The organism is Micromonospora sp. WMMA1363 (genome assembly GCF_030345795.1).
Lineage (GTDB): Bacteria > Actinomycetota > Actinomycetes > Mycobacteriales > Micromonosporaceae > Micromonospora.
In genome coordinates, this window is the sequence record NZ_JAUALB010000001.1 from 4,901,501 (window position 1) to 4,926,935 (window position 25,435).

General features: G+C 71.9%; 24 protein-coding genes and 1 pseudogene. 14 read left to right on the forward strand and 11 right to left on the reverse strand.

Annotation, left to right across the window (positions count from 1 at the left end; genetic code table 11):
• Positions 1-125 precede the first annotated feature (125 nt).
• Both QTQ03_RS22820 and QTQ03_RS22825 read right to left on the reverse strand, forming a co-directional pair.
• Positions 126-1,472, reverse strand: a complete 1,347-nt coding sequence (locus QTQ03_RS22820; protein WP_289279807.1) for a YibE/F family protein — start codon at positions 1,470-1,472, stop codon at positions 126-128.
• Positions 1,473-1,910: 438 nt separating this feature from the next.
• Positions 1,911-2,213 carry a metal-sensitive transcriptional regulator gene (locus QTQ03_RS22825; protein ID WP_289279808.1) on the reverse strand — a complete coding sequence of 101 codons (303 nt, stop codon included), beginning with the start codon at positions 2,211-2,213 and terminating at the stop codon, positions 1,911-1,913.
• Positions 2,214-2,309: 96 nt separating this feature from the next.
• Here QTQ03_RS22825 and QTQ03_RS22830 point away from each other — a divergent pair, with 96 nt between their 5' ends.
• The 4 genes from QTQ03_RS22830 (at position 2,310) to QTQ03_RS22845 (ending at position 5,508) form a co-directional block, all read left to right on the forward strand.
• Positions 2,310-2,519 (forward strand): heavy-metal-associated domain-containing protein, encoded by a 210-nt coding sequence (locus tag QTQ03_RS22830; RefSeq protein WP_289279809.1) that lies wholly within the window; start codon positions 2,310-2,312, stop codon positions 2,517-2,519.
• A 19-nt stretch (positions 2,520-2,538) separates the two neighbouring features.
• The gene (locus tag QTQ03_RS22835; protein ID WP_289279810.1) at positions 2,539-2,961 is read left to right on the forward strand and encodes a hypothetical protein; all 423 of its coding nucleotides are present in this window, start codon (positions 2,539-2,541) and stop codon (positions 2,959-2,961) included.
• Positions 2,961-5,213, forward strand: coding sequence for a heavy metal translocating P-type ATPase (locus QTQ03_RS22840; protein ID WP_289279811.1), 2,253 nt, complete (start codon positions 2,961-2,963; stop codon positions 5,211-5,213). The genes QTQ03_RS22835 and QTQ03_RS22840 overlap by 1 nt, the downstream gene beginning before the upstream one ends.
• A gap of 154 nt (positions 5,214-5,367) precedes the next feature.
• Complete coding sequence (locus tag QTQ03_RS22845; protein WP_289281038.1) at positions 5,368-5,508, forward strand: hypothetical protein; 141 nt, start codon at positions 5,368-5,370, stop codon at positions 5,506-5,508.
• Positions 5,509-5,574: 66 nt separating this feature from the next.
• On the opposite strand, the gene QTQ03_RS22850 is transcribed toward QTQ03_RS22845, so the two are convergent.
• The 4 genes and pseudogenes from QTQ03_RS22850 to QTQ03_RS22865 form a co-directional block, all read right to left on the reverse strand.
• Positions 5,575-6,618 carry a sodium:calcium antiporter gene (locus QTQ03_RS22850; RefSeq protein WP_289279812.1) on the reverse strand — a complete coding sequence of 348 codons (1,044 nt, stop codon included), beginning with the start codon at positions 6,616-6,618 and terminating at the stop codon, positions 5,575-5,577.
• A gap of 62 nt (positions 6,619-6,680) precedes the next feature.
• Positions 6,681-7,643 (reverse strand): annotated as a pseudogene (locus QTQ03_RS22855) (class I tRNA ligase family protein); the annotation flags it as partial.
• A 9-nt stretch (positions 7,644-7,652) separates the two neighbouring features.
• Positions 7,653-8,033, reverse strand: a complete 381-nt coding sequence (locus QTQ03_RS22860) for a YccF domain-containing protein (RefSeq protein ID WP_289279813.1) — start codon at positions 8,031-8,033, stop codon at positions 7,653-7,655.
• Positions 8,034-8,133: 100 nt separating this feature from the next.
• On the reverse strand, positions 8,134-9,192 hold the full coding sequence (locus QTQ03_RS22865; RefSeq protein WP_289279814.1) for a glycoside hydrolase family 19 protein: 1,059 nt from the start codon (positions 9,190-9,192) through the stop codon (positions 8,134-8,136).
• Positions 9,193-9,575: 383 nt separating this feature from the next.
• Between QTQ03_RS22865 and QTQ03_RS22870 the strand changes: the two genes are divergently transcribed.
• Genes QTQ03_RS22870 through QTQ03_RS22880 form a run of 3 tightly spaced genes read left to right on the forward strand, consistent with a single transcriptional unit; the run spans position 9,576 to position 13,296 of the window.
• Entirely contained in the window at positions 9,576-11,126 is a 1,551-nt protein-coding gene (locus tag QTQ03_RS22870; protein ID WP_289280954.1) for an amino acid adenylation domain-containing protein, read from the forward strand.
• A complete protein-coding gene (locus tag QTQ03_RS22875) occupies positions 11,123-12,511 on the forward strand; it encodes an FNR domain-containing protein (RefSeq protein ID WP_289279815.1) in 1,389 nt (462 codons plus the stop codon). Before QTQ03_RS22870 ends, QTQ03_RS22875 begins: the two co-directional genes overlap by 4 nt.
• Before the next feature lie 20 nt (positions 12,512-12,531).
• Positions 12,532-13,296, forward strand: coding sequence for an enoyl-CoA hydratase-related protein (locus QTQ03_RS22880; protein WP_289279816.1), 765 nt, complete (start codon positions 12,532-12,534; stop codon positions 13,294-13,296).
• A gap of 234 nt (positions 13,297-13,530) precedes the next feature.
• Here QTQ03_RS22880 and QTQ03_RS22885 read toward each other — a convergent pair whose 3' ends face one another.
• Both QTQ03_RS22885 and QTQ03_RS22890 read right to left on the reverse strand, forming a co-directional pair.
• Positions 13,531-14,979, reverse strand: a complete 1,449-nt coding sequence (locus QTQ03_RS22885; RefSeq protein ID WP_289279817.1) for a dihydrolipoyl dehydrogenase family protein — start codon at positions 14,977-14,979, stop codon at positions 13,531-13,533.
• 197 nt (positions 14,980-15,176) lie between these two features.
• A complete protein-coding gene (locus tag QTQ03_RS22890) occupies positions 15,177-15,650 on the reverse strand; it encodes a hypothetical protein (RefSeq protein WP_353890643.1) in 474 nt (157 codons plus the stop codon).
• A 65-nt stretch (positions 15,651-15,715) separates the two neighbouring features.
• On the opposite strand from QTQ03_RS22890, the gene QTQ03_RS22895 reads away from it, so the two are divergent.
• The 4 genes from QTQ03_RS22895 to QTQ03_RS22910 all read left to right on the forward strand — a co-directional run bounded on the left by QTQ03_RS22895 (position 15,716) and on the right by QTQ03_RS22910 (position 19,124).
• The gene (locus tag QTQ03_RS22895; RefSeq protein ID WP_289279819.1) at positions 15,716-16,012 is read left to right on the forward strand and encodes a hypothetical protein; all 297 of its coding nucleotides are present in this window, start codon (positions 15,716-15,718) and stop codon (positions 16,010-16,012) included.
• Between the two features lie 192 nt (positions 16,013-16,204).
• The gene (locus QTQ03_RS22900; RefSeq protein WP_289279820.1) at positions 16,205-16,648 is read left to right on the forward strand and encodes a MauE/DoxX family redox-associated membrane protein; all 444 of its coding nucleotides are present in this window, start codon (positions 16,205-16,207) and stop codon (positions 16,646-16,648) included.
• A 62-nt stretch (positions 16,649-16,710) separates the two neighbouring features.
• Positions 16,711-18,330, forward strand: coding sequence for a radical SAM protein (locus QTQ03_RS22905; RefSeq protein ID WP_289279821.1), 1,620 nt, complete (start codon positions 16,711-16,713; stop codon positions 18,328-18,330).
• Positions 18,327-19,124 (forward strand): class I SAM-dependent methyltransferase, encoded by a 798-nt coding sequence (locus QTQ03_RS22910; protein WP_289279822.1) that lies wholly within the window; start codon positions 18,327-18,329, stop codon positions 19,122-19,124. Before QTQ03_RS22905 ends, QTQ03_RS22910 begins: the two co-directional genes overlap by 4 nt.
• A 264-nt stretch (positions 19,125-19,388) precedes the next feature.
• On the opposite strand, the gene QTQ03_RS22915 is transcribed toward QTQ03_RS22910, so the two are convergent.
• The 3 genes from QTQ03_RS22915 to QTQ03_RS22925 form a co-directional block, all read right to left on the reverse strand.
• Positions 19,389-19,640: a DUF1272 domain-containing protein gene (locus QTQ03_RS22915; protein WP_289279823.1), complete on the reverse strand. Its 252-nt coding sequence runs from the start codon at positions 19,638-19,640 to the stop codon at positions 19,389-19,391.
• A 260-nt stretch (positions 19,641-19,900) separates the two neighbouring features.
• Positions 19,901-21,214 (reverse strand): MFS transporter, encoded by a 1,314-nt coding sequence (locus QTQ03_RS22920; protein WP_289279824.1) that lies wholly within the window; start codon positions 21,212-21,214, stop codon positions 19,901-19,903.
• Entirely contained in the window at positions 21,211-21,798 is a 588-nt protein-coding gene (locus tag QTQ03_RS22925) for an ArsR/SmtB family transcription factor (protein WP_289279825.1), read from the reverse strand. The genes QTQ03_RS22920 and QTQ03_RS22925 overlap by 4 nt, the downstream gene beginning before the upstream one ends.
• 318 nt (positions 21,799-22,116) lie before the next feature.
• On the opposite strand from QTQ03_RS22925, the gene QTQ03_RS22930 reads away from it, so the two are divergent.
• From QTQ03_RS22930 to QTQ03_RS22940, 3 genes are all read left to right on the forward strand, one after another.
• The gene (locus tag QTQ03_RS22930; RefSeq protein WP_289279826.1) at positions 22,117-23,163 is read left to right on the forward strand and encodes a S1 family peptidase; all 1,047 of its coding nucleotides are present in this window, start codon (positions 22,117-22,119) and stop codon (positions 23,161-23,163) included.
• Positions 23,164-23,496: 333 nt separating this feature from the next.
• Positions 23,497-23,808, forward strand: coding sequence for a hypothetical protein (locus QTQ03_RS22935; RefSeq protein ID WP_289279827.1), 312 nt, complete (start codon positions 23,497-23,499; stop codon positions 23,806-23,808).
• A 6-nt stretch (positions 23,809-23,814) separates the two neighbouring features.
• Positions 23,815-24,960 carry a hypothetical protein gene (locus tag QTQ03_RS22940; protein ID WP_289279828.1) on the forward strand — a complete coding sequence of 382 codons (1,146 nt, stop codon included), beginning with the start codon at positions 23,815-23,817 and terminating at the stop codon, positions 24,958-24,960.
• Positions 24,961-25,435: the final 475 nt, after the last annotated feature.

The window sequence follows — 25,435 nt, forward strand, 5'->3', positions numbered from 1 at the left end:
TACCTGACGGCCGTCCTGGGGAGCTACGTCCCGAAGCCGACCAAACACGCGATTCCGTAAGCGTGCTGCGTAACCAGTGACACGTGTGTCAGGCGGATGAGGCCGCGTCGTCACGCTGCGGAGTGTCACCATCTGGTGTGCGTACTCCTGTCTTCGTCGGGCCACCCATCGGGGACGGCAGGGACGGTGGGGCCGACCCGCGGTGCGCTCAGCGCCTCCAGCGCGTCGGTCCGTCCGCACGCCGGCCGGGGGGCCGGCACGAGATCGTCCGCGCCCGCCGGTTCGCCGCCGTGCCGCCCGGCGGTGGTGACCAGGGCGGCCAGGCCGGTGGTCAGCGGGACGGCGGCGATCAGGCCGAGCGTGGCGACGGCGCTCCGGACGATCTCCTGGGCGAGGAACTCGCTGGTCAGTATGTGGGTCACGGCCCGCGAGTCGGCGGTGAGCAGGAGCAGCACCGGCAGCGAGGCGCCCGCGTACGCCAGCACGATGGTGTTCACCGTGGAGGCGATGTGCGCCCGGCCGACCCGGGTGGCGGACCGGTAGAGCTGCCGCCGGGACAGCCCCGGGTTGGCGTGCGCGAGCTCGGTGACGGTGGCCGCCTGCGTCACCGTGACATCGTCGAGCACGCCGAGGGAACCGATGACGATCCCGGCCAGCAGCAGGCCGTGCAGGTCGACCCCGGCCTGGAACATCGACAGCGTGGTTGCCTCCTCGCTGCCGTACCCGGTCAGGTGGGTGGCGGCGGTGGCGAGCGTGCCGAGTACGCCGGTGAGCACCAGGCTGCCCAGCGTGCCGAGGACCGCAACCGACGTCTGCGCGGTGATGCCGTGCGTGAGGTACAGCACCACGAACATGATCAGCGCGGCTCCGACCACCGCCACCATTAGCGGCGGCCGGCCGGCGCTGATCCCCGGCAGTACGAACGTCAGCAGGATGGCGAAGCTCGCGGCGAGGCCGCCGAGCGCGGCGAGCCCGCGCCACCGGCCGAACGCGACGATCGCGGCGGCGAAGAGCGCCACCAGCCACACCAGCGGCTTGCCGCGCTGATGTTCCGCGATGTTGTACGCACTGGTCGAGGGGTCCGTGGGGTCGGTGAGCTCGACCAGGACGATCTCGTCGCCGACGGCGACCTCGGGTGCGCCCGGCCCGGCCGGCACCGGCGTCTCGACCTGTCGCCCGGCGTCCGGCCCCTGGTCGACTCGGACGGTCACCGTCCCGCAGGGGCGGTCGCCGGTGGGTGCACCGCCTTCGGGTACTTCCGGGGTGGGCGGGCACTGCTCCGCCACCACCTTGGTCACCGTGCCGTGGTAGCGGGGTGGCTCGTTGGTCGAGTCCGCCTCCCGGGCGTCCCGCGGCCAGAGCGCCAGGGTGGCGACGAGGGTGGCGAGGAAGAGGGGGACCACCGTCGCGACGAGAATTCGCCGCACCCCTGGTGGGGCGGGCGGAGCGGGACGGGTGTGGTCGGCGCCCATCATGTCTCCCAACGAGTTCAGGGCAGAGTACGGGCCGGCAGGTCGGTCAGTTCAGCTTTCCCGGAACTTCCCCCAACGGTCGTCCGGGTGGGTCGGGTCGTCCGAGGGCGGTGCGGCGTGTGGTGCGGACCGTGTCGGACCGGACGTGGGCGCGCGATCGGAGGCGACGCCGGAGACCCGGCGCGCGGGCGGGCCGGGTGGTGCGGAATCCGGAGGGCCATCGGCCGAATGGTAGCCAGCGTGGCCCTCCCGGCGCAGGTCGCACCGGAAGTGTCGGCAGGCCTAGGCTGGCCGGAGGGTGACGCCGCGGGGTTCGCCCGTGCCGGCTGGGCGGCGAGCCGCCGCTGTCTCGGCGCGACCGTGGCGGGTGCGGGGGCGCTGCGTCGACCGCGGGGCGGTGGGGCGGCCGGGCCGGGTCGGCGGGGTGCGTGCCGCGGGTCAGCCGCGCTTCATCAGCCGGCCGACGGCTGCCATCATCTCGGTCGACATCTCGTCGGCCCGGCCCGCGGCCGCCCCTTCACGCATGCAGTGCCGGGCGTGCCCGTCGAGCAGGCCCAGGGCGACCTTGTCCAGCGCGGCCTGGATCGCGGAGATCTGGGTGAGGATGTCGATGCAGTAGCGGTCCTCGTCGACCATCTTCTCGATGCCCCGGACCTGCCCCTCGACGCGGCGCAGCCGCGCGAGCAGCTGGTCCTTGGTGGCGGTGTAGCCCCGGGTCGGGGCGGGCGTGGGTGAGGTCATGGCGACAAGGGTAGTGTACCTTTACCCCCCAGGGGTATATTGCGGGTAGCGCCCCTACCCCCGGGGCATCGTGGACGACGGAGAAGGAGAGGCGCCATGGTCACCACCATGTACCAGGTGCAGGGCATGACCTGCGGGCACTGCGCGAGCGCGGTCAGCGCCGAGGTCGGCGCGATCAGGTCGGTCAGCGAGGTCGAGGTGGACCTGGCCAGCGGCCTGGTCACCGTCACCAGCGAGAGCCCGCTGGACGTCGAGACCGTACGCGCCGCCGTCGACGAGGCCGGCTACGACCTCGCCGACGCCTGACGGCGGGCGGGAAACAGCGATGAACACGCCGACGAAGCTGGCTGCGTTCGCGGTCGCCCTCACGGTGGTGTTCGGCGCGGCGTACGGGGTCGGCCGGGTGACCGGTCCCGGAGCGCCGGCCGCCGACGCCCGCCACGACGGGAGCGGGCACGGTAACGTCACGCCGGGCGGGGGTGAGCCGCTGACCCTCGGCGTGGACGTGACCGTCCCCGGTGTCCTGACCGAGCGACCGCTGCCAGCCCCGGCAACCAGCGCCACCGTCGACTTCCAGCACGACGGTGTGGTCCGCACCGCCGAATTCACCACCATCGCCGGAGCAGCCAGCGGGCCGGTCACCACCGTTCCGGCCACACCCGCCCCGACCAGCACGAGCGCACCCGCCCCGACCGGTTCCGCCGACCACGGTGCTCCGGGCGCGGGCACGACTGACGGGACCGCCTGATGACCACGACGAGCACTTCCCTGCCGGCGGCGCCGAACCGGATCGAGCTGGCGATCAGCGGGATGACCTGTGCCTCCTGCGCCGCCCGGATCGAGAAGAAGCTGAACCGGATGCCGGGGGTCACCGCCAGCGTCAACTACGCCACCGAGAAGGCGACCGTCGCGTACCCCGACGAGGTGACCGCGGAGGACCTGATCGCCGCGGTCGAGCAGACCGGCTACACCGCCGCCCCACCCCCACCGGCCCCGGCCGCCGAAGGGCCGGCCAGCGAGCCGGTGGACGACCTGCGCGGTCTGCGTACCCGGCTCTGGGCCTCGATCGTGTTGACGGTGCCGGTGATCGTGCTCGCGATGGTGCCGGCCTGGCAGTTCACCTACTGGCAGTGGCTGTCGCTGACCCTGGCCGCCCCGGTGGTGGTCTGGGGCGGCTTGCCATTCCACCGGGCGGCGTGGGTCAACCTTCGGCACGGCGCGGCGACCATGGACACGCTGGTGTCGCTGGGCACGGTCGCCGCGTTCGGCTGGTCGGTGTGGGCGCTGTTCCTGGGCACCGCCGGCACGCCGGGGATGACCCACCCGTTCAGCTTCGACATCGCGCGCGGCGACGGCGCGGGCAACATCTATCTGGAGGCGGCGGCCGGCGTCACCACGTTCGTCCTCGCCGGCCGGTACTTCGAGGCGCGGTCAAAGCGTGCCGCCGGTGCGGCTCTGCGTGCCCTGCTGGAACTGGGGGCGAAGGATGTGGCGGTGCTGCGGGGCGACACCGAGACCCGGATCCCGGTCGACCAGCTCGCGGTGGGGGACCTGTTCGTGGTCCGCCCCGGCGAGAAGATCGCCACCGACGGCATCGTGGCGGACGGCACCTCGGCGGTCGACGCGAGCATGCTGACCGGGGAATCCGTCCCGGTGGAGGTCGCCCCCGGCGGCGCCGTGGTGGGCGCGACGGTGAACGCGGGTGGGCGATTGGTTGTCGAGGCCACCCGGGTCGGTGCCGACACCCAACTCGCCCAGATGGCGCGCCTGGTCGAGGCCGCGCAGACCGGCAAGGCGGCCGTCCAGCGGCTGGCCGACCGGATCTCCGGCGTTTTCGTCCCGATCGTGATCGCCCTCGCCGCCGGCACGCTCGGTTGGTGGCTTGGTGGTGGGGCGGGCCCGACCGCGGCGTTCACCGCCGCGGTCGCGGTGCTGATCATCGCCTGCCCGTGCGCACTGGGCCTGGCCACGCCGACCGCCCTGCTGGTCGGAACCGGGCGGGGTGCCCAGCTCGGCATCCTGATCAAGGGGCCCGAGGTGCTGGAAACCACCCGGGCGGTGGACACCGTGGTGCTGGACAAGACCGGCACGATCACCACCGGCCGGATGAGCCTGGTCGACGTGCTTCCCGCGACCGGGGAGGAGCGCGCGGAACTGCTCCGCCTCGCCGGTGCGCTGGAAGGTGCCTCCGAGCACCCGATCGCGCGGGCGGTCGCGGCGGGCGCCGCCGAGGTGCACGCGTTGCCGCCGGTGACCGGCTTCGCCAACCTGGCGGGCCGGGGCGTCAGTGGCTCGGTGGACGGCCGTGCGGTGCTGGTCGGCCGGCCCCGGCTGCTCCTGGAGCGGGGTCTGGACGTCTCCGAGGAGGTCGCGGCGGCGGCGAGCGCCGCGGAGGCCGCGGGACAGACGGCGGTGCTGGTCGGCTGGGACGGGCGGGCCCGAGGCGTGTTGGCCGTCGCCGACGTGGTGAAGCCGACCAGCGCGGCGGCGATCGCGGGACTGCGGAATCTGGGTCTCACCCCGGTGCTACTCACCGGGGACAACACCACCGTCGCCCAGGCGGTCGCCACGGAGGTGGGCATCGACGAGGTGATCGCCGAGGTGCTGCCGGCGGACAAGGTCGCGGTGGTCCGGCGGCTCCAGGACGAGGGCCGGGTGGTGGCGATGGTCGGCGACGGAATCAACGACGCCGCCGCACTCGCCCAGGCCGATCTGGGCCTGGCGATGGGCACCGGTACGGACGTTGCGATCGAGGCCGCCGACCTGACCCTGGTCCGGGGCGACCTGACCGCCGCGGTGGACGCGATCCGGCTCTCCCGGCGCACCCTCGCGATCATCAAGGGCAACCTGTTCTGGGCGTTCGCCTACAATGTGGCGGCCCTGCCACTGGCCGCGGCCGGCCTGCTCAACCCGATGATCGCAGGGGCCGCGATGGCGTTCTCCTCGGTCTTCGTGGTTGCCAACAGCCTTCGCCTCCGCGGCTTCCGCCCGGTGGCCTGACCCAGGTCGCCGCCGGCCGGGCGGCTCCGTCCGTCGCCGCCCGGCCGGCGGCGACGTGTCCCGCCGACGACTCCACTCGTTGCCAGGACGACGCCGGACGCGGCGTCCGGCGTCCACGGCGGACGCCCAGGTGCCGCAGAACGGGGGTGAACCGGTGTCTCGGTCCGTCGTGATCGCACGACGTGCCGCCGCCGTCGCGGCGCTGGCCGTGCTGGTCCTCGCGCCCGACGACGAACGCCACCGCGACGCCGGAGCCCCACCCACACCCAGCCCTCCCGCCGCCACCCCCCGCTGACGGTCGGCGCTTCCGGGCGGGTACGGGGGATCTTCGGAAGCGTCCGGCGTCCCGGGCCGGCGCCGGCTACACCGCGAGGACGAGCGTCATCGCGGCATAGCTGGCCAACAGCAGGATCCCCTCGAAGCCCAGCCGCCCCCAGCCGCAGGCCTGCCGGACGAGCAGCCCCCCGAGCAGGATCGCCGTCATGAACAGCGCGCTGGTGGTGACGAACAGCTGCGCGGGACCGGCGGCGTGGTAGATCGAGCCGCTCCGGTAGGCGAGATCGCCGACGACGAGGTTGAGCGCGTCGAGGCTGTTGCCACCGAGGACGGCGGCGATGGCCAGCGTGGGTGCGCCCCGGCGCACGGCGGCTACCGCGGTGACCGTCTCCGGCAGGGCGTTGACCGCACCCATCAGGATCGCCCCGATGAAGCCCGTGCTGAGACCGGTCACCACGACCAAACTCTCGGCGGCCCGCGCGATGGCCCAGCCGCCGGCCGAGACCACCAGACCGACCGCCGCGAACCGGCCCCAGAGCGCGGTGGAACTGCTCCGGTCGAGGCGGCCGTGGTCGTGCGGCACGTCCGGAAGCGTCTCGGTGGTGGCGACGGCCTGCCACAGCGGGCTCGCCCCGGAACGGCGGATCAGGTGCAGACCGCCGAGGTAGGCGCCGACGATGGCCAGCGAGATCGGGTGCACCCCGCCGAGGGTGACGTCCGGGGCGTACGAGCCGAGCAGGGCCAGCGCCAGCAGCACGATGAGCAGCGCCCCGAACAGCACGTTCGACAGGGACGCCACGGCGTGCTCCAGGTTGACCCGGCGCAGGAAGGCGTCCGCCACGGCGACGGCCGTGGTCTGGGCGGCGATCCCGCCGACCGCGTTGCCGTACCCGAGCTGGGGCTGGTCCCCGGCGGCGGTGACAACCGTCATGACGATGCCGGACAGCGACGTCGTCAGCCCGAAGAAGACCGCGCCGAAGAGCGCCTCGCCCCAGCCCGTCCGGTCGGCGAGTGCGTCTCCCAGGGTGACCAGGCGGATGCTCCCGACGACCGTGAGTCCGCCGGCGACGCCGAACACCACGACGCTGAGCCCCGGCGACCAGGGAAGGGTGGTCAGGACCTCCGACACCGGCTCCGGATTCCCCGAACTTCCGGTTCGAATCCGGATCGGGGCGGGCGTCCGGGTCGCCGTCAGGCGCGGCGGAGCCAGAAGGTCAGACCGAGCTGGTCGTCGGTGAACGGTTGCACGTCGGCCCAGTCCGGGTCGCCCTCGGCCCAGTCGGTCGCGAGCACCTCCTCGGCGACGATGTCGCGATGCTCGGCGAGGGCCAGGACCACCTCCTCGCGGCTCGACCGGTAGCGCAGCCGGATCCGGTCGGTCACCGCCAGGCCGCCGCCCTTGCGGGCCTCCTGGATCAGCCGGACGGCCTCCCGGGCCACGCCGGCCCGGCGCAACCGTGGGGTGAGGCCGAGGTCGAGCGCCAGCGTCGCGCCCGCATCGCCGGCCACCGCCCAGCCCGCCCGGGGCCTCTCGGTGACCACGACCTCGTCGGGCCCGAACGCCACCGGCTCGCCGTCCACCACGATCGTGGCCGTACCGGTCTCCCGGAGGGCATCTTTGAGCCTCGCCGCGTCGGCGGCGGCGATGGCCGCGGCCACCTGCTGCACCGCCTGGCCGAACCGTGGGCCCAGAGTCCGGAAGTTCGCCTTCGCGGTGGTGTCGACCAGGGAGCGGTCCGCCCCGCCGAGCGCGGTGACCGACCCGACGTTCAGCTCCGCCGCGACCTCCGCCAGCAGGTCCACCGGAAGCTCCGCGAAGCCGGGCGCCGCGGCGAGGGCCCGGGACAGCGGCTGGCGGACCTTCACCCCGGAATCGGCGCGGGCGGCCCGGCCCAGCTCGACCAGCCGCCGGGCGAGTGCCATCCGCGCCGACAGCGCGTGATCCACCAGCGCCTCGTCGGCGACCGGGTACGGCGCCAGGTGCACGGACGACGCGGTGCCCGGGGTCACCGGCACCACCAGGTCCTGCCAGACCCGTTCGGCGATGAACGGAGTGAGCGGCGCCAGCAGCAGGGTGAGGGTGGACAGCGTCTCGTGCAGGGTGGCCAGTGCCGCCCGGTCGCCCCGCCAGAACCGCCGTCGGCTGCGCCGGACGGCCGTCGCTCAGGGGATGTCCACGACTTCACGTCCGAGCGGCCAGAACGCCGCCGGGACGAGCTTGAAGTTGGCGATGCCGAACGGAATGCCGATGATTGTGACGCAGAGTGTGATGCCGGCGAGGATGTGGGACAGCGCCAGCCACCAGCCGGCCAGCACCACCCACAGGATGTTGGCCAGTCCGGAGGCTACGCCAGCGCCGGGCTTGGGCACGAGGGTTCGACCGAATGGCCACAGTGAGTAGCCGGCGAGGCGCAGCGACGCGACGCCGAACGGGATCGTGACGACCAGGGCGAAGCAGATCAGCGCGGCGACGCCGTACCCGATCGCGAGGACGAGGCCACCACCGAAGACGAGCCACAGCACGTTGAGGACGAAGCGGATCACCTCTTCAGCATGACCGCTGCGCGCCACCCGAGCCCGCCGCCGACCGTGACCGCCCCGCCGCCGGTGGTGGTCGGCGGGGCCCGACGTGCCCGGCCGGGGCTCAGCAGTACAGGTTGGCCCCGGCGGGTACGCCGAGGATTCCGACGAACTGCTGGTACCGGCTGACACGGCTCTGCACCTGCGCGGGGTTGCCGCCGTTGCACTCGATCGCACCGTTGATGCTGCGAATGGTCTCACCGAACCCGGCACCGTTGACCATCGCGCTGTGCGCCGTCATCCAGCCGGGTCCGTTCTGGGTCATCCAATACCAGATGGCGGTCTTCCAGGCCACTGCGGCGTCGTTCTCGACCAGCCAGGGGTTGGTCAGCAGGGGCAGTCCGAGAGCGTTGCCGGCCGCGTTGTAGTTGAAGTTCCAGCTGAGCTGGATCGGCCCGCGTCCGTAGTAGGCGGCCTGGCCGGCGGGGCAACCGTAGGGCTGGCCGGGGTCGCAGTAGTGCGGGTAGTTCGCCGGGTTCTGCTCGACGATGTGGACCAGTCCGCCTGTCTCGTGGTGCACGTTCGCCAGGAAGGCCGCGGCCTCCTGCCGCTGCACGGTGGTGCTGCCGGTCTTTGTGAACGCCGGGTAGGCGGAGAGGGCGGCGACCAGCCCGGAGTAGGTGTAGAAGGAGTTCCGGCCCGGGAACATCTGGTTGAACTGCGGCTCGGTGACCACGAAGCCATCCGGGTTGGTGGGCGGGCTGCCGCAGCTGTACGGGTCCCAGTACCAGGTGCTGATGGTCGGGTCGTAGCCCGGGTTGCCGTGCTCGGCGATGTAGTACTGGCCGTTGGTGTAGCGCACGATGCTGCCGGCGGGGTACCAGGTGCCGGCGACCCAGTTCGGGTGGTCGCAGGTTCCGCCCGGGGGCGGTGTGGAGCCGTCGCAGGCGCCGAGGTCCTGCCAGACGCCGCTGGTTCCGGGCGGCGCCTCGTTCTGCGTCCACCACTTCGCCTGGTAGTTGCGGCCGTTGTGGGAGACCTGCATGCCTCCGGTGTAGACGGCTGAGGACCGCCACGGCGTCGCGCAGGTCGCGGCGGAGGCCGCCGTCGACGGGATGATCGCCACCAGCGCGCCGGCGATGGTCAACCCCGCCAGCGCGACCAGGGCGCGCAGTCTCGACATGTGTTCACTCCTTCCCGAATATCCGTTGGGCCGACGGCGTCCGTCGCGCATCGACAGCACTCACTGTAACACTACTGTTCACAAACTTTAATATTAATTCGGCGCCGACTTCCGGTGGTCGATCACTCAGCTAGCGGAGTGCTCACCGCATGACCAATCGACATATTACGATTTACTTACCTGAATGCGGAGAAGGCTGATTACTTCCGTTCGATCCGCTTTCCTGGGCCTGGCGACCCTGCGCTGTCGCCACGTGCTGGAGCCCCCGACCCAGGAAGTAGGACGCCATGCAGCGCACATCCACCCCGCCGGCGGGTAAGACCGCCACCCTGAACCGGCCCCCCAGCCGCCCGGACGCGTCCGACGCGCCCGCAGCCATCCGGATGTCAGATCCGCTGGCGACGTTGTCGCCCCGCGACCGCGAGCTGTTCCTACGCTTCGGCCACGGTCCCACCCAAACCGTCGAGCGGTCCCACATCCACCACGCCTTCGAACACTGGGCCACGATCACCCCCGATGCCGTCGCCGTCGAGCATGGCGACATGACGCTCACCTACCGCGAGCTGGACCGGCGGGCGGACCAACTGGCGGCCCGGCTCGCGGCGTGCGGTGTCCGCCCCGGCGACCGGGTCGCGCTGTTCGTCCGACGGTCGATCCCCATGGTGGTCGGCCTGATCGCGGCATTGAAGGTCGGCGCGGCCTACGTGCCGCAGCATGTCGACTCCGTCCCCGCGGCCCAACTGCAACACGTCATCCGGGCCGCCGGCATCCGCGTCATCATGACGCTCACCGACGTGGCGGATCTCGTTCCCGTTCCGGACGGCCACACCGCGATCTTCCTCGACGAGACGATGGCGGAGCCAACCGATGCCACCGCCGGCCGGTTCAGCCCGGCCACGCCGCTGCGGCCCGACGATCCCTGCTACGTGCTGTTCACCTCCGGCAGCACCGGCCGGCCCAACGGGGTGGCGGTGACGCACCGCAACGTCTGCAACATCCTGCTGACCTCGCCGGGCAATCTCGGCATCCGGCCGGGATGGACGGTCGGCCAGATCCTCAACATCGCCTTCGACATGGCCGCCTGGGAGATCCTGGGTGCGCTCAGCCACGGTGCCACGCTGGTCATCCGCGGCTCGGACATCGCCGAGACGATGGCCCACGTCGATGTCATCATCGCGACCCCCACCGTGCTCAGCCGCACCGACCCGCAGCGGTGCGAACGGGCCAAGGTCGTGGCGGTCGCCGGCGAGCCCTGCCCCCGCTCCCTCGCGGACGCGTGGTCCGCGGTCTGCGCCTTCTACAACGCCTGCGGTCCGACCGAGACCACCATCGTCAACACGATGAGCCGCCACCACCCGTCCGCGGAACGACTGACCATCGGCAGGCCGACACCCAACAACACCGTCTACGTGCTCGACGCCGACCGGCGACCGTGCCCGATCGGTGAGGTCGGCGAGATGTGGGCCGGTGGCGACTGTGTCTCGGCGGGATACCTGAACGACGGCCAGCTCACCGCCGAGCGGTACGTCCCCGACCCGTTCCTGGGCGGCGGGCGCCTCATGTTCCGCACCCGTGACCTGGGCCGGTGGACCCCCGGCGGCGAGTTGGAACACTTCGGGCGGACGGACGACCAGGTCAAGGTCCGCGGCTTCCGGGTGGAGTTGGACGCCGTCTCCGCGATCCTGGAAGCCGTACCCGGCTGCACCCGGGCGGTGACCGTCAAGCTCGACGACCGCACCCTCGTCTCGTTCGTCGCACCCGCGCAGGTGGATCCGGACCTGGCCCGGATGGCCGTGTCCGAGGCACTGCCCTACTATTGCGTGCCCGAGACCGTCCACGCCCTGCCGGAACTCCCGGTGACCAGCCGGGGGAAGCTCGACAAGCGGGCGCTGCTCCAGCTCGCCGCCGACGCGAAGCGGGGGGTGGCGCGATGACGACGACCCCGCTGAGCGAACGCCCGTCGACGCAGACCGCGGTTGCGTCCGCCGGCACGTTGCGCACCGAACCGGCCGGCGAGCCGCCGCGTCCGCCGCTGCCCCGGCGGATCTTCAAGCATCCGGCGCTGATGCACTACAACCGGCTCGTCGCGCTCGTCCTCGCCGTGAACCTGGCCGTGGGCTGGTACGGGTTCGGCGCCACCTGGTGGTCGGGCCCCGAACTGCCGACCTCCCGGCTGGCCGAACTGGCGCTGATCAACTTCACGCTCGCCATCGTCGTCCGGCAGCAGTACGTCATCAACCTGTTCTTCTGGCTGGCCACCCGAGCACGTACGAGTTGGCCGCTACGGCTCAGGTGGACGCTCGGGAAGGTCTACCACTTCGGCGGACTGCACGTCGGCGGCGCGCTCGCCGGGACCCTGTGGTTCCTCGCGTTCACCGCGACGGCCACCGTCGCGGCAACCCGGTCCACCCCGGACACGTCCACCACGCTGGTCGTGTCGTACCTACTGGTCGTCCTGCTCCTGACCGTGTGCGGGACCGCGATGCCGCCGCTGCGCGCCCGCTACCACAATCTCTTCGAGCGCGTCCACCGGTTCGGCGGCTGGCTGGCCCTGGTGCTGTTCTGGGCGCTGACGGTCCTGCTGGTGGAGGCGGACCGCGCTGCCCGCCCGCTCGCCGCCGCGCTGCTCGCCGAGCCGGACGTCTGGGCACTGACACTGATCACGTTCAGCGTCACGCTGCCGTGGCTGCGGCTGCGGAAGGTTCCCGTGACCGTCGAACGGCCGTCGACGCACGTCGCGCTGGTGCGGCTCGAACGGCGAAAGGCTCCCTTCGCCGGCTCCTCCACCGCGGTCAGCCGCAGCCCGCTGCTGGAGTGGCACTCGTTCGCCAATGTCCCCGCCCCCGGAGAGCGGAGCTTCCGGATCACCATATCCCGGGCGGGCGACTGGACCGGCGCCTTCGTCGACGACCCACCGTCCCACGTGTGGGTCAAGGGAATCACCACCGCCGGAGTGGCCAACATCGAGACCCTCTTCACCAAGGTGGTGTACGTCGCCACCGGTAGCGGCATCGGGCCGGTGCTGCCCCACCTGCTGGCCGACGAGGTTCCCTCCCACCTGGTCTGGGTCGTCCGTAGCCCCCGGGTCACCTACGGCGACACGCTGGTGGACGAGATCCTTGCCGCCCGGCCGGGCGCGACGATCTGGGACACCGCCACCGACGGCAAGCCCGACATGGTCGCCCTGGCGGACGAGGCCTGTCGCGAACACGGCGCCGAGGCCGTCATCTGCATTTCCAACAAGAAGCTGACCTGGCAGGTCGTCCGCGGTCTGGAGGAGCGGGGCATCCCCGCCTACGGCGCCATCTGGGACTCCTGACGAAGCGAGGGAGAAACACCGTGAATCTGATCGTGGAGCGGACCGACCGGGTGGTCACCGTGCGACTGAACCGGCCCGCCGCCCGTAACGCCCTGAACACAGAACTGATGACCGACCTGCTGGCCGCGCTGCAACCCCTCGACCGGGACCCCGGCGTCGGGTGTTTCGTCATCACCGGCTCGGACCAGGTCTTCGCGGCGGGTGCCGACATCCGGGAGATGGCGGCGAAGTCCGCCGTGGACATGGTGGTCGAGGACTTCTTCGCCGGCTGGGAGGCGTTCACCGCCCTGCGCACCCCCACCATCGCCGCCGTCGCCGGTCATGCCCTCGGTGGCGGGTGCGAACTGGCCATGATGTGCGACATCGTCATCGCCGCCGACACGGCGCGCTTCGGGCAACCGGAGATCAAGCTCGGCGTGATCCCCGGCATCGGCGGCACCCAGCGGTTGACCCGGCTGGTGGGCAAGGCCAAGGCGATGGACCTGATCCTCACCGGTCGGCTGATGGGCGCCGAGGAGGCCGAGCGCAGCGGTCTGGTCGCCCGGGTGGTACCGGCCGACCGGCTGATGGCGGAGGCGCGGGCCGTCGCGACGGTGGTGGCCTCGTACGGCAAGGTGGCCACCACCGCGGCGTGCGAGGCGGTGGACCGGGCCCTGGAGACCAGCCTCCGCGAGGGCGTCCTCTTCGAGCGGCGCAGTTTCCATGCCCTGTTCGCCACCGCCGACCAGCGGGAGGGCATGCGGGCGTTCCTCGACAAACGCGCGCCGCGGTTCACCGGCCGATAGCGCGGGCAGAGCAGGGCTGACGGGCGACGGCGGGCACGGGCTGTGTTCGCCGTCGCGCCGTGGGCTCCGGGCCTGGTGCGTGACACGGCGACGACGTCGCGGTGGGCCGGGCAGTCACCAGGTTTCGTCGCCGGGACACGGCGGTGTCGCCGGCTCCGGCGGTGACGTGCCGGCGGCCAACCCGACGATCCGTGCCGGCCGGGCCCGTCGTCCCGGCCGGGATCGGATAGCCGGTCACCGTCGGTCACCCCGGACAGGGTGCAGGGCGCGGCGGAGTCCGCGCAGCGCGGCGACGGCGCGCGCCGGCAACGGCCTGCCCAGGTCCGCGCGGACCTGGGCGAGGGTGGCGTTCCACGGCCCGTCGGCGTACGTCGGGTAGGCGTGCACCGTGCCCGCCACGTCCCGCGCCTTCGCGTCGCGGCGGATCGCGGCGGCCAACTCGGCGATGGACTCTCCGGCCCGGGGCGAGACGACGGTAGCGCCGAGCAGCCGGCCACCGGGGCCGATGACGAGGTGGGTGAACCCGTCGGTCCGGCCATCGGCGACCGCCCGGTCGACGTGGCCGTGCGGCAGCCGCCGCGAGCGCACCCGGTCGCCGTGGCGCAGCCGGGCCTCGGCCAGCGTCGCCCCGACGTGCGCCACCTCCGGATCGGTGAACGTCACCCACGGCACGGCGGTGTAGTCGACCCGGCGACGCAGCCCGAGCAGCGCGTTCGTCGCCGCGTAGCTGCCCTGCACCCCGGCGACGTGGGTGAACGGCAGGGTCCCGGTCACATCGCCGGCGGCGAAGATCCGTCGGTTGCTGGTGCGCAGCCGCGCATCCACCAGCACGTGTCCCCGCTCGTCGCAGCGCACGCCGGCGGTGGCCAGCCCCAGTCCGTCGGTGCGGGGCCGCCGGCCGGTGGCGACCAGGATCCGGTCGACCACGACGGTGCCGCCGCCGGCGAGGTGCAGCGTGCCGGCGTCGACGCGTTCGACGGCGGTCCCGGTCAGCACCCGTACACCCTCGGCCCGCAGCCGCTCGGCGAGGAGCGTGCCGACCTCCGGCTCCTCCCGGACCAGCAGCCGGTCGGCCAACTCGACGAGCGTCACCTCGACGCCGAGCCGGGCGATGGCCTGGCCCAACTCGCAGCCGACCGGGCCACCGCCGAGCACCGCCACCCGCCGGGGCAGGCATTCCAGGTCCCACAGTGTCTCGTTGGTCAGCGGCGCGGCTGCGACCAGGCCGGGCAACGCCGGGACGGCCGGAGTGGAGCCGGTGGCGATCAGCGCCCACCGGAACCGCACCGTACGGTTACCCGCGTCGCCGGTCATCCGCAGGGTCGACGGGCCGGTGAACTCCGCCCGGCCGGTCTCGACGTGCGCCCCTTCCGCGCTGATCGCGGTCGGTGAGTCGACCGGCTCGATCCGGGCGATCGCCGCCCGGACGTACGCCAGCACCGCGGCATCGTCCACCTGGGCCCGCTCGGTGTGCACCCCGAACCGGCCGGCGGTGCGTACGGCGTGCGCGGCGTGCGCGGCGGCGATCAGAGACTTACTCGGCACGCAGCCCGTCCAGAGGCAGTCGCCACCGGTGCGGGCGGACTCGACGAGCAGCACCCGCGCGCCGAACCGCCCGGCGGTCTTCGCGGCCACGATTCCCGCGGTGCCACCACCGATGATCGCCAGATCCCACCCGTCCACCCACGCGCCCCTCGCCTGTCGGCGCCGCCGTGCGGCCGGCGCCTGTCAAGCCTGCCCGACCGCCCGTCACGACGTCCGGCTGCCGAGCCGCCCGTGCGCCGGTCGGGTGATCCTCCTGATGGTGTCCCGGCCGGTGGCCCGGCACGGCGGCGACGAGCGGGATCCGCCCCGGGGGTACGGCTCCGACCGTCCGCCGGTCACACGCGGCTGGTCGCCCGCCGGGCCCGGCCCCCGACCAGACCGTAGGCCAGGCCCAGCAGCGCTCCGAACACGAGGTGACCGCCGAGGCTGCGCTGTGCACCGGCGGTCAGCTGGAAAATCATCTCGTTCATGCCCAGCCAGGCCGGCATGACCAGCAACGCGCCGAGGAGCCACCACGCCAGGCCGTAGGCCAGCCCGATTCCCAGGGCGGCGGGCGGGCTGCCCGTCCATCGGCCGAGCAGCACGGCGAACACCGCGCCCGACAGGGCGGAGATGGTCAGGTGGACCAGCCACCCGACCGCGACGGACTCGCTGCCGACCAGCATCGCCACCATCGCCACCATCGGCAGCATGTCCCACGCCTGCATCGTGAGACCGAAGACGAGGCCGCCGACCAGGCCGCCGACGACACCCGCGACCAGGCGGTGGGAGAGCGCGACGGTACCTGCGGTGGTGTGAGCGGTCGTCATCATGCTGCTCCTCCTTTGTGACCGGCGGTGCCCGCCGGTTACGCCTCCGGTGTCCCGCCGGGAAGGTGGACGCCCTCACCGGCGCGGGACGCGCGGAGGCCAGCGTTGATTGCCGGCCCGACCTGGGTGCGGCCGGGTACGCCTACCGGGACGACACCGGCGGGCGTCTGCTCATTTGTCTCAGCGACCGACCGTTTCCCGTCCCCGAGCGAACCGAAGCTCCGATCGGGACCCGGGGCGCCGGCCTGATGCGACTCCGCGGCGTTGTCGTCCTCTGCTCACGCAGCCCGCACACCGCCCTCGTGCTCGGCGCGGACGAGAGCCTCGTCCGGCAGGCCGCTACCGCCCTCGACCTGATCTGAGCGCTGACCCCCGGCTCTTGGGTGCGCGCCGCTGCGGGCGCTGTGATCTCGCGGGTCGGCCTCGGGATCACCGCCGCGGCCAGGCTCCCAGCGTTCCGATCGAGTCCGCCGGGGTGGAACGCCGTCGGGTGGTTGTTTCCGATGTTGGCCGAGTCCGGGTTCCGGGACCGAGTCCGCCGTTAGCGTCTGCTCATGTGGCTTCGTGCCGTCCTGGGTGCCGTTCTCACGGCGATGGCATCCGGCCAGCTCGTCTCGTGGCCGGCGATGCCGGACATCCTCGCCGCGTACGGGATCGCGCCCGCGGCGGCGCTGCCATGGCTGGCTGCGGTGCTGATCGTGGCGGAACTGACCGGTGGGCTCTGGCTGCTGACCCGACCGCGGTCGTGCGCACTGACCCCGGTCTGGGTGTACGCGGGGGTGGCGGTGGTGTGGGCCGGTCTGGCGGTGCAGGCGTTCGCGCGCGGACTGACGGTCGACAACTGCGGCTGCTTCGGGCGCTTCCTGACCCAGCGGCTCGGCTGGTTCGTGCTGCTCCAGGACGCGCTGTTGCTGATCTACGGAGGGTTGTTGCTGCGCGCCACCCGGAAGGCCCGGGCGCGATCGGCGGCGGCCGTGGCGACCGGGTCGGCACGCTGAAGAACCACAACCCGCCCGGTGCCGGTGAGCCGACGGACCGACCTACGACGAGGAGGAGCGTCATGACCGCTGTCGAACCGACCGCCGCCGGCAAGCGGGAGCGGGACGAGATCTTCGTCGAGTACACCAAGTCGATCTGCCCGCTGTGCAAGGTCGCGGTGGACGGGCAGGTCAACATCCGGGATAGCAAGGTCTACCTGCGCAAGCGCTGTCCGGAGCACGGGGTCTTCGAGGCACTGGTGTACGGCGACGCGCAGATGTACCTGGATTCGGCCCGGTTCAACAAGCCCGGCACCATCCCGCTGCGATTCCAGACGGAGGTCCGGCGGGGATGCCCGGCCGACTGCGGGCTGTGCCCGGAGCACAAGCAGCACGCCTGCCTGGGCATCATCGAGGTCAACACCGGCTGCAACCTGGACTGCCCGATCTGCTTCGCGGACTCCGGTCACCAACCCGACGGCTACGCGATCAGCTTGGAACAGTGCGAGCGGATGCTCGACACGTTCGTGGCGTCCGAGGGCGAGGCGGAGGTGGTGATGTTCTCGGGCGGCGAACCGACCATCCACCGGCAGATCCTGCGGTTCGTCGACGCGGCGCAGGCGCGGCCGATCAAGGCCGTCAATCTCAACACCAACGGCATCCGGCTGGCCTCCGACCGACGTTTCGTCGCCGCCCTCGGTGAGCGGAACCGTCCCGGCCGGCCGGTCAACATCTACCTGCAGTTCGACGGACTCGAGGAACGCACCCACCGGGAGATCCGCGGCCGTGATCTGCGGGCGGTGAAGCGGCAGGCACTGGACAACTGCGCGGCAGCCGGGCTGACCGTGACGCTGGTCGCCGCCGTCGAGCGCGGTCTCAACGATCACGAACTCGGTTCGATCATCGAGTTCGGCCTGGTCCATCCGGCGGTACGCAGCGTGTCGTTCCAACCGGTCACCCATTCCGGTCGACACGTCGAGTTCGACCCGCTCACCCGGCTGACGAACTCGGACATCATCCACGGCATCGCGGCGCAGCGTCCCGGCTGGTTCACCGCGGCGGACTTCTTTCCCGTGCCGTGCTGTTTCCCCACCTGCCGCTCCGTCACCTATCTGCTCACCGAGGGCACCCCCGGCATGCCTGACTTCGGCCTGGTGCCGATTCCCCGGTTGCTCAACATCGCCGACCACCTCGACTACGTCTCGAACCGGGTGATCCCCGACCCAGCCGTCCGGGATGCGCTGGAGAAGCTCTGGTCCGCCTCGGCGTTCATGGGCACCGACAGCACGAGCGAGCAACTCACCGTCGCTGCGACCGCGCTGGACTGCGCCGACGCCTGCGGTGTCAACCTGCCAGCGGCGATCGCCGACCTCACCGAGCGCGCCTTCATGATCGTCATCCAGGACTTCCAGGACCCGTACACACTCAACGTCAAACAGTTGATGAAGTGCTGCGTTGAGGAGATCACCCCCGACGGCCGGCTCATTCCGTTCTGTGCGTACAACTCGGTCGGCTACCGGGAACAGGTCCGGGAGCGGATGTCCGGGGTACCCGTCGCCGACGTCGTGCCGAACGCGGTGCCCCTGTTGCCGGCGCTGGCCGACTCCCCGTACGGATCGAAGATCGCCAGTGCCGGCGCCGGCAGGGCGGGACGCGGGTCGATCGCGGCGGACACCACCAATGTCGGCCGGCGGCTGCGATGAACCCGCCGACCGCCCCCACCTCGGCCAAGGCGTGCTGCGCGGCGGCCTACGGCTCCGATCTCGTCGCGGTGCTACTCGGCGACTCCTACCATCCCGGTGGGATGGCGCTGACCCGGCGGCTGGCCGACCGGCTCGCCGTGCGTCCCGGGGAAGTCGTGCTGGATGTCGCCGGTGGACGGGGGACCACCGCGCTCCTGCTAGCCGGCGAATACCACACCGACGTGACCGGAATCGACCTGTCCACCGCCAACGTCGCCGCCGCCACCGACGCCGCCGGCCGCGCCGGCCTCGCCGACCGGATCCGCTTCCGGCTCGGGGACGCCGAGCGCCTGCCCGTGCCCGACGGGGCGTTCGACGTGGCGGTGTGCGAATGTGCGTTCTGCGTATTTCCGGACAAGGCCAGCGCAGCCGCCGAACTCGCCCGGATCCTTCGACCCGGCGGGCGACTGGGCATCACCGACGTCACCGTCGATCCGCGCCGGCTGCCGGCGGAACTGGCCGGGCTCGGCGGGTGGATCGCCTGCGTCGCCGATGCCCGCCCGCTGGACGAGTACGCCGGCATCCTGACCCGCGCCGGGCTCCGCGTCGCCGTTCGCGAACGCCACGACGCCGTGATCGCCGCCATGCTGGACCAGATCGACGCACGACTGACCATGGTGCGGATGACCGCCCGGGACCGGGCCGAGGCGGCTGGCCTGGACTTCGACCGGGCCCGGGCCGTGCTCGCCGCCGCCCGCACCGCCGTCACCGGTGGCGTGATCGGCTACGGACTGCTGGTGGCGGCCCGGTCATGAGCGGCGACACGAGTTGGCGGGGGGTGACGCATCAACGCGGACGGGGCCGGTCATGCGATCGTCGCGGAGCGGCGCATCGGGGCGCCGGCCGTCGCGATGGCCCGGCCGCGGCTGAAGAGCCGGCCGACCCTGGCGTTGCCCAACCGTCCCGCGGTGGCGGTCGCGCCGGAGAGCTGTTGCGGAGGCTGAACGAATCTCCGCGACGGCTGCCGACCGACCGTTGACCGATGGACACCCCGCGGGCGCCGGGTGGATCCGGCGACGTCAGCGGGTGGGTGCCGGGGCGCAGCCGGGGCGGAGCACGCGCCGGGTCGACGGCGGATCGACGACGAGCAGGCCGGCCGGCCGGATCGGACGCCGGACGAGTTCGCCGCCACAGTTCGGGCAGACGCCGTGCAGGACGTTCTCGGCGCAGTCGCGGCACCAGGTGCACTCGTACGTGCAGATGAACACGTCCGGCGAGGCCGGGTCGAGGTCGCCGTCGCAGCACTCGCAGTTCGGTCGCAGCTCCAGCACGCACCAGACTCTACCGGGGGCGTCGATGTCATGCGACTGCTCGTGTCGACGCGGCTGCCTGCTATGCCGACCACCCCGCCGGTGTCCAACGGCCTCGCGGCGTTTCCGGTGTTCCAGCTGCCGAGCCCTGTCGTCGATAGGGATGCGGCTACGGGTCGCTGCGGCACACCGGCGGTGCGGTGGCCTTGGTGCAGCCTCCTTTCGCGCTCGGAGCCGGCGGAGCCGTTGCGGTGTCGAGGACGTGGTGGGGGCCGGCCTCGTCACTCCGGCGTCGCCACCGCCGTCGATGGTGGGCCGGGTGCGTTCGCTGCTGGTGGATCGTCGGGATCGCGGCTTGGACGTCGGCGTGGCTGTCGTAGCAGCGCGGCGCAGGCGAGCAGTGCTCCGGCCGCACCCGCGTAACCAGCCCACAGCCCGTGCTGCTCGGCCAGCCACCCCAGACCGACCACGCCGACGGCCGCCGCCAGTTGCAGGAAGAGCGACTGTACCGACAGGACCGTCGTGCGCGACGACGCCTCGACCCGGCCGTGCAGCAGGCTGGCCTGCGCCGGTGCGGCGGCGCCGAGGCCGGCGAAGACCAAGCAGTACGCGAGGCCGGCGAGGAGCACCCCGACCGGCCCGCGCAGCGGCGCCGTGCCGGCCAGGGCAGCCATCGCCAGTGCGCCCACGGCGGTCCCGACAGCCGCCGCCCGAGCCGGAGTACCGCAGCGGCGTACCAGCGCCGGGCCGAACGCGCTGCCTGCCGCGTCCGCGGCGAAGGAGAGCGCTGCCACCACGGCGTACGTGACGGCGGCGTACTGCCGGGTGCCGGTCAGCTCGGCCAACCAGGCGGGGGTGAACAACTCCACCACGCCCAACGCGATCCCGATGCCCCCGGCGACCAGCAGCAACCGGCCCAGCAGCCGGTCGCCGCCGACCATCCGCAGGCCAGCCACGATGGTGGCCGGTACCGCCCGCAGCACGGCTCCTGGCGACGGCCGGGGGTACTGGGGCTCGGGCAACCGGAGGGTGACGACGGTTCGCGCCGCCTCGACGGCGGCGGCCAGCGGGACCGGTACGGCGAGCGCGGACACCGGCAGCGCGACGCTCGTCACGGCCAGGGGAAGAAGCCCACCGGCCAGGGTGCCGGCGGCGAGGGCGACGGAGGCGGCCACCTCACCGCGGGCGAGCCCGGTGGTGGGGTCGGCGTCGCGGCCGTCGGCTGCGTGCAGGGTGTCGACATACCAGGCTTCGGTCGGACCGCTGGCCAGGGCCCGGGCGACTCCGCGCAGCACCGCCGAGGCGATGAAGAGGGGCAGGGTCTCGGCGAGCCCGAGGATCAGCAGACCGGCGGCGCTGGCCACCGCCGACGCGACGAGCACCGGCCGGCGACCGAGGACGTCGGCCATTCCACCGGTGGGCAGTTCCAGCAGCACCACCGCGATCGAGTAGACGGCCCCGACGGCGGCGACCAGACCGACCGACAGGTTCCGGTCGAGCATCAGCAACACCAACGGCGCCAAGTACAGACCGGTCGGCAGCCAGGTAAGGAAGCTGAGCAGCGCGTAGCGACGGGTCGCCGCGGCGGCGCTCACGGCGACTCCACCCGGGGAAACCCGGCCACCACGATGGAGACCGGCATGGCGGCCTGATCGGCGGCGTCGCGCACCACCAGCGTGTCGAGGTGAGCGTAGAAGGCGTCCCACAGCTCGGTCAGCGAGCCCGGCGAGAGCCGGACCAGAAGGTCGCCGATGCCCGCGGCCTCCACCCAGACGTCGTCGAGGTCGGCCGCTGCCGCGTCGAACCGCTCGACGTCCCCGATCAGCACCTCGACCTGTCGGCGGCGCATCATGGCGGCGGCGTCCCGACCGGCGGGGCTGGCGCTCATCGCGACGTTGCTCCACTCGCTCAGCCGGTGCGCGGCCTGCCAGCGCCTCTCCCGCGGGTGCCGGCGGGCCGCCTGCCCGCCGGACGTCTCCTCGACGAAGCCGTGCCGGGCCAGCACCCGGAGGTGATAGCTGGTGGAGCCGGACTCGGTGCCGAGCCGGTGAGCCAGCTCGGTCGCGGTGGCGGGGCCGTCCTCCCGCAGGGCTGCCAGCAGCCGCACCCGCAGTGGGTGAGCCACCGCCTTCAGTGCTGACGGATCGGTGATCCGCCGTGTCTCGTCCGCAGTCGACATGATGGCCAACGTACCCATGCAGAGCTTCTTCTGCAAAGAAGATTCTGTATTGCGCTAGGTCCGAGTTCGGTGTCCGCGCAACCCGCCTCATGTCGGCGAGCACGTCAGTGACGGAGCGTAGCGACAATTGTGTCCACAGTATTGCCTTCCGGTGTGGGTCGAGGTCGGGTGAATTCGGATGGAACAAGATCTTGCCAAAGATCTTAAGCATGTGAATACTCCGTTGCAGCTTGGCCGGATGCCCCAGCTCGGCCGAGCTGAGCCCACGGCCCCGCCACTGCGGAGCAGGCCGTCTTCCCCTCTTACGGAGGTTGTTACATGCGACCCACGAGGTTCACGTTCCGTCGTGCCGCAGCCCTTGTCGCGGCCGGGACTCTGGTGGCCGCGGCCGGAACGCTGATTGGCAGCCCAGCGCAGGCGGCCCCCGACGCGTCACCAAACGCCGCCGCCAACCTTGCTGAACGTCTCGGTGACCGAGCCGCCGGCACCTACGCCGCGGCCAATGGCAAGATGGTCGTCGCGGTGACCGACACCATCGCCGCCCGGCAAGTCGCCGCCGCCGGCGCCACTCCGAAGATCGTCAAGCGCGGCGCCGCCGAACTGAACCGGGCCACCGCCGAACTGGAACGCTCAGCCAGAATCCCCGGTACCGCCTGGTGGGTCGACCCGGCAACCAACCAGGTCGTCGTTTCCGTCGACAGCACGGTGACCGGGGCCAAGCTGGATCGGGTCAAGGCCGCCGCGGCGCGGAGTGGCGGCGCGGTGCGCGTCGAGCCGGAGACGGGCGTGCTGAGCACCCGAATCACCGGAGGTGAATCCATCTGGGGTGGCGGCGGTGTGTGTTCGCTCGGCTTCAACGTCCGTAGCGGCAGTGGCGCCTACTACTTCCTCACCGCCGGGCACTGCACCGACGTCGTGTCGAACTGGTACGGCGATCGGTCGTTGACCAACTACCTCGGCTCCAACGCCGGGTCGAGCTTCCCCGGCAACGACTACGGAATCGTGCGCCTCGACGACTACGAGCCGGGCTACGTCTATCTGTACAACGGGCAGTACCAGGACATCACCGGCGCCGCTGACGCCTTCGTCGGCCAGTCCGTACAGCGTTCAGGCCAGACCACAGGTCTGCACGGCGGCACGGTTACCGGGCTCAACGCCACGGTCAACTACGTCGACGGTACGGTCCGTGGCCTGATTCGCACCAATGTCTGCGCGGAAAAGGGCGACAGCGGTGGCGCGTTGTTCAGTGGCTCGACCGCGATCGGCCTCACCTCCGGCGGCAACGGCAACTGCACCTCCGGCGGCACCACCTACTTCCAGCCGGTCACCGAGGCGCTGAACGCCTACGGCGTTGACGTCTACTGACCACCGTCTGTGGGCGGGTCCGCGGGCGTCGTCCTGGCGACCCGCCCACGCGGGTTGACGAGACCGGTGGCGGCTCGAGCGTCCGGGCGCGGCGCGGCGGCGTTCGCGGTGACCACGTAGGCGCGCGAGCTGCCGGCGGGACCTGGGGCTGCGTAGATTTCCGTGTTTGACCTGGGTGTGGTCCGTTGGACAGCCTCGACGGGGAACGCGACGTCCTCGGCATGTGGGCCCACCTCCCGCCGAAGATCGACGAACTCGGCCACCGAACCCATGCCGACCGTCCTCGCGTATCGGGCTCCGAACACCCCGACGCCGGTCCGTTATCCTCCGTCGATGGCATCGAAGGGGACCGCCGCGCTGGAGGCGATGATCGAGGAAGCCACGGTCGACGCGTACGGCGACGACGAACAGCTCACCGGCCTGTTCACCATGATCGAGGAGCATCTGGCGGTGCCGTTCACCACCACCGTCCTCGGCGTCGAGGTCACCGTGCGGAAGGTCGACCTGACCGCGGACACCATCGTCGCGGTCTGCGTCCGAGGCCGCCACCGGCAGAGGGTCGACCTGCTCGACCTGCCGCTTCCCACCCCCGCGCCGGTCGGCGCCGTGTGGGTCGACGCCTACCGGCACTGGGCCGGAAGGTAGGCCACGGTGAGCGAGTACCAGTACTACGAGTTCACCGCCGTCGACCGGCCCCTCACCGGCCGGGAGCGGGCCGAGCTGCGGTCGCTGTCGACCCGGGCCGACATCACCGCCACCAGCTTCGTGAACACCTACGAGTGGGGCAACTTCAAGGGTGACCCGCGCACGCTGATGGAACGGTATTTCGACGCGCACCTGTACCTGGCGAACTGGGGCACCCGCCGGCTCATGCTGCGGCTACCGAAGCACGTGCTCGACCCCGCCACCGTGGCCCGGTACTGCCAGGGTGACAGCGCGTCCGCGTGGACCGCCGGCAAGCACGTCATCATCGACTTCCACGACGAGGACGAGGACGGCACCGACGAGTGGGACCTCGACGGCCACGGTCTGCTCGCCTCCATCATCCCGGTCCGGGCCGGCCTCGCCGCCGGTGACCTGCGCCTGCTGTACCTGGCCTGGCTGCGCTGCGTACAGTCCGCCGAGATCGCCGACGAGCCCGAACCGCCCGTTCCCGCCGGACTGGGTGCCCTCGACGCGTCCCTCACCGCCGTAGCCGAGTTCCTGCGCATCGACCCCGACCTGATCGCGGCCGCGGCGGCCGGATCGCCGCCGGCCGCCTCCGGTGAACCGACCGCCGCGCAACTCCGCACCTGGGTCGTCGGGCTGCCCGCCCGGGACAAGGACGCCATCCTGACCGACCTGATCACCGGCGGCGACAGCCACCTACGCAGCCGACTGCTGCGCCGCTACCGCGACGCACACCGCACCGACGCCCCCGCCCCGGCGGCCGCCCGCACCGCCGGGCAACTACGCGCCACCGCCGCGGAATTGCGCGCCGAGCGGGAACGACGGGACGCCGAGGGGCGCGAACACGACCGGATTCGCCGCGAACGGTCCGCCGCAGCCGCCCGGCAACGACACCTCGACACCCTCGCGAGCGACCAACTCGCCGCCTGGCAACGGGTCGACGAACTCATCGCCACGAAGAAACCCCGCGAGTACGACACCGCCGTACAACTCCTCGTCGACCTGCACGACCTCGCCGAACGCGACCGAGACAGCGGGTTCCAACAGCGGCTGGCCAAGCTACGGACGGCCCACGCCCGCAAGCCCAGCCTGCTCGAACGCCTCAACCTCGCAGCCCTCGACACCTGACGCACTGTTCGCCGCCCGGTGACCGTCGCCAGAGTGCGAGAAGGGCCCTGAGGCCGCGGCGGCGTACCGGGGACGCCCCGGACAGCCGACGCCAACCGCAGCAGAGTCCAGGGGTCCGTCTGGACCTGCAACCGGACATCGAAGTATGTCGTTTGCACGGTTGGACCCGGAGGGTCGGGTGACTGTCTGGGTGTGCTGCCGATGTGATGGCCAGCTAGGAGTAGGACGCCCCGGCCCTCGCTGACGACCGCTGTATCAGCACTGGATGGAGACTTGCGACCGATCGCCCTTTCCGAAGTTGTGGCTACTGAACCGCGGCGGGTCCACGCCCCCTGACCAGAACAAGCGAAAAGGGTGCTGCCCCGGTGGGCAGCCTGTGGGCCGGCGTCGACTCGTTGCCGGGCGGCGCGCTGCCACGGGATGGTGGGCCCTGTAGGGGCCCCGGGTAGGTTCAGCTGTCGGGGACCTCTGCCCT